Annotated in this window: 3 protein-coding genes and 3 tRNA genes; 4 read left to right on the top strand and 2 right to left on the bottom strand. The window is 60.8% G+C overall.

Going from position 1 to position 4,164, the window contains the following annotated elements:
* Positions 1-146: 146 nt before the first annotated feature.
* Positions 147-220, bottom strand: a tRNA-Gly gene (locus tag AC5JJ6_RS37110).
* Positions 221-295: 75 nt separating this feature from the next.
* Positions 296-381: transfer RNA gene (locus AC5JJ6_RS37105), tRNA-Tyr, on the bottom strand.
* Positions 382-506: 125 nt separating this feature from the next.
* On the opposite strand from AC5JJ6_RS37105, the gene rlmB reads away from it, so the two are divergent.
* From rlmB to AC5JJ6_RS37085, 4 genes are all read left to right on the top strand, one after another.
* Entirely contained in the window at positions 507-1,340 is an 834-nt protein-coding gene (gene rlmB / locus AC5JJ6_RS37100) for a 23S rRNA (guanosine(2251)-2'-O)-methyltransferase RlmB (protein WP_496046844.1), read from the top strand.
* Positions 1,341-2,295: 955 nt separating this feature from the next.
* A tRNA-Thr gene (locus AC5JJ6_RS37095) sits at positions 2,296-2,370 on the top strand.
* Positions 2,371-2,561: 191 nt separating this feature from the next.
* A complete protein-coding gene (locus AC5JJ6_RS37090; RefSeq protein WP_496046843.1) occupies positions 2,562-2,936 on the top strand; it encodes a hypothetical protein in 375 nt (124 codons plus the stop codon).
* A gap of 166 nt (positions 2,937-3,102) precedes the next feature.
* A partial coding sequence (locus AC5JJ6_RS37085) for an SDR family NAD(P)-dependent oxidoreductase (protein ID WP_496046842.1) occupies positions 3,103-4,164 on the top strand: 1,062 nt, incomplete at its 3' end.

Raw genomic sequence — 4,164 nt, 5'->3', positions numbered from 1 at the left:
CGATCGTGCCGATGTTGCAGTGCGGCTTGTTCCGCTCAAATTTAGCCTTCGCCATCGCTCTTTCTGTCCCCGCGGCTTTAGCCGACATCCATCCGAAGATCTAAACACACATATTACCGGAGCCGGCACCCGTCGACCTTCAGGAATGGAGCGGGTGAAGGGAATCGAACCCTCGTCACCAGTTTGGAAGACTGGAGCTCTACCATTGAGCTACACCCGCCCGAGCCATTTCCTTACGGCGCCATCGACACCGGTCTGCCGACCGGACCGGCGGATCCGGTCCTGATAGCAGAGATGGTGGAAGGGGCTGGATTCGAACCAGCGTACGCTATCGCGGGCAGATTTACAGTCTGCTGCCTTTAACCACTCGGCCACCCTTCCAAACCGCCCCGGTCGCCCGGAACGGAGATGCGCACTATGGGAATTTCAGCCGCGTTGTCAACGTCTAAAGATATCCGATATGAGCGCTGGCATCGCAAATCGTCATACGCCACTGTCCCGACATCATGACCCGACACAAGCCCCCGCGCCAGCCGCCCCGCCCGTCCGCCCAGTCCGGACAACCCGCGCGCCATCAGAAGCCCGCGCTTGCGCAATCCGCCCGTCCAGGCCTGCTGTTCGGGCTTCATCCCGTGGCGGCCGCCTGGATCAATCCGGAACGCCGCGTGCATCGCCTGCTGGCGACCGAGGCGGCTCTCGCCGGCCTCGCCGCCGCCCTGGAGCAGGCCAAGGCCGCGAAGCTCGACCGTCCCGCGCCGACCCTGGTCGAGCGGACCGATCTCGACCGCCTGCTGCCGGCCGGCGCCGTCCACCAGGGACTGGTGCTCGACGCCGCCCCCTTGCCCGAGGTCGATCTCGGCGACGTCATCCGTGAGGGATCGCTGAAGGACGGCGACCTCGTCGTGCTGCTGGATCAGGTGACGGACCCGCACAATGTCGGCGCCATCCTGCGCTCCGCCTCCGCCTTCGGGGCCAGCGCCGTGGTGCTGCCCGACCGCAACGCCCCAGAGATGACGGGAACGCTGGCGAAAAGCGCTTCCGGAGCCGCCGAGGTCGTCCCCCTGGTCCGCGTCGTCAATCTCTCGCGCTCCCTGACCGAACTGAGGGAGGCCGGCTACCTCTGCGTCGGGCTCGACGAGTCGGGTGGCAAGACGCTGGCCCAACTGACATTCCCGAACCGCGTCGCCCTCGTCCTGGGCGCGGAGGGCAGCGGGCTGCGCCGGCTGACCATGGAACGGTGCGACGAAATCGCACGTCTGCCGACCAGCGGACCGATCGGCAGCCTCAACGTCTCCAACGCGGCGGCCGTGGCGCTGTACGAGCTGGCGCGGCTGCGCTAGCCACCGCTATCAAGATCAAATTGACCAGTTGATTGAGAGGAGGGCGCTCATCGCGCGCCCTCCTCTTTAAAGTGAGCTTGGCACCAAGATTTTGCTAGTTGCTGCAGTTGATGTCGTCGATGTGCAGGGACCCAGACAGCCACTTGAACAAAGCCGTCCGACCGCATCTTTGCCGCCCAAGCTGCCTGTCGCTCTGCTGCGTTCCTACCCCCTCTAGTTCCTCTAGGACCATATCGGTGCTCGAACAAATCAAGGGTCTGCCCATCCATGGATGCAGGCTCGCCAGAACCACTTGGACAAAAATCTTCGTCATCTATCGGTTGATTAATCAATTAATCACGTCAGTAGTGTGAATAAAGGTCTTGTGGTCGCATATGCTACACTAATATCGAATTTAGATGTCTACATTAAGGGCTTTTATGTTTTTTCGAGTTCCACGCATGGCCCCATGCGTGGAATGCATAGCGGACACCCCCATCGCTTATTGGAGGCAGCTCGTCTCCCCACGATAATGGCTTCACAAACCAAGAACGGAGGCAACAATGAGCTGGTTAAACATTGCAGCAACGATTATCCAAATCGCACTGGAGGTCATTGATGCAGTCGATAAATATTACTTAATCGGAGGTGGATAAGTTTTTATGTGCAATCCTCTATTGAAAAATTTTTGTGTAAAGATATAACTATTACGCTATCGTCATAATGATTGTTCCTTCGACAAGTCGATCCTGTACTTCCCAAAACCGTTGCCGCCTTCCCTCAGATAGCTGATCCGGCTACCTTTCGGGATGGCGTCACGGGCTTTGGGGGACGGCAGGATGGTGACTTCGACTGTGCCGCCGATGGGGCTCGGCGACCAGTTCCCGTCGGCGGCCGGGCTGTTCGCGGCAAAAATATCACCTCGCCCTTGTCCAACGCCGTTCGTGGCGCTAGTGTCACCGCCGTTCGACGATGGGCCGGCTTAGCACAGTGGTAGTGCAGCGGTTTTGTAAACCGAAGGTCGGGGGTTCAAATCCCTCAGCCGGCACCAGTCCCGGACGATCCCCGCTATACATCCATCTGCACTTGTATTTGCTTCGAGCTGGGCGTGCCGGTCGAGCGGCAGCCCGGAACCAACCCTCCTGCCCACCGGTTCACCTTCCTGCCGGATGATGCGGTGCGCCTCGCGCACCATCGCAGCGTCCCGAGCAATCGTCGCTCAGATATGCAGGAAGTACAGATATGGCCGACCGCGAAATTTCCCGCGACATGGGCGCCGCCCACAACGCTCCCGTCACCCCAGACCCCGCCAGTTCGGCCTCCGGCGATCCGGTCGAGCGCGGACATCTGCGCGACCAGATCGACAGCGGCAAGTTCCGCGACAAGGTCGCCGCCCCCGACCCGGCGGCATCGCCGCTCGGCACCGACGACGAAGCCGCCGGGTCGCCGACTCCCGCCTCGACCGTGAGGTACGAAAGTCCTGCGGCGCCTGCTCACGCTCCGGAAGGGTCCCATTCCAAAGATACGCCGCCGAGCCGCCAGGGTCCCATGATCGCCGTCGGGATCGTTGCGGTCTGCCTGGTACTGGGCGTGGTGCTTCTATTTTCCGCAGGCTGAGGCCGGCACCCTATCACCCAAGATCTAAATCCTAGAACCTTGGGTCATATACCAAACTCCTCATATGCCCCTTTGCAGCAGGTCGTACTCCTTTAAGACGATTGGAACCTGCAACGACCGATCGCGTTCACCACTAGCAAGAAGGATACCCAGGGAAAACAATCTTATGTCGAAAACAATACTTATCACCGGTGGGGCTGGTTTCATTGGCTCTCATTTAGCTGATGAACTTATTTCCGCCGGCCATAAAGTTCGCATTTTGGATAATTTGTCGGAACAGGTGCACGGCCCGGGTAAATCTCGACCCGAGTATTTAAACCGTGCGGCGGAACTGCAAGTCGGCGATGTCCGCGATTCCGCAGCGGTGAAGTCCGCCCTGAAGGGCGTAGATGCCGTCTACCATTTCGCCGCGATGGTCGGCGTCGGCCAGAGCATGTACCAGGTCGACGATTACGTCGGCGTCAACGATCTCGGCACGGCGATCGTTCTCCAGGCCCTGATCGAGCGGCCCGTCGAACGTCTGGTGGTCGCCAGCAGCATGAGCATCTATGGCGAAGGGCTGTACCGTGATGCCCGGGGCCATATCGTCACCGCCGGGGAACGAAGCCTCGCCGATTTGAAGGAAGGCAAATGGGAGCCGGTCGGCCCCGATGGCGGCAGGCTGGAGCCGCAACCGACGCCGGAATCCAAGTCGCCGACCCTGTCGTCCGTCTACGCGCTCAACAAATACGTCCAGGAGCGCATGTGCCTGATGATCGGTCAGGCCTACAATATTCCGACGGTCGCGATGCGTTTCTTCAACGTCTACGGCACCCGGCAGGCGCTCTCCAACCCCTATACCGGCGTGCTGGCCATCTTCGCTTCCCGCCTGCTCAACGACAACTCCCCGATGATCTTCGAAGACGGCCTGCAACGGCGCGATTTCGTCCATGTCGCCGACGTGGCACGCGCCTGCCATCTGGCGCTCCATGCGGAAAATGCGGCCGGTGAAGTCTTCAACATCGGCAGCGGCGAGAGCATCAGCGTGGCCGAAGTGGCCGAACAGCTAGCATCCGCCCTGGGCAAGTCGCGGATCGCCCCTACCCTGACGCGCAAGTTCCGCGTCGGCGATATCCGGCACTGCTTCGCCGACATCGGCAAGGCCCAGCGGATCCTGGGATACCGGCCGGAAGTCACCCTGGCCGACGGCATGACCGAACTGACCGACTGGCTGGACGGTCAGATCGCC

The sequence above is a fragment of the Skermanella sp. genome (assembly GCF_059503625.1).
This window is presented reverse-complemented; position numbering and strand designations above follow the sequence as displayed.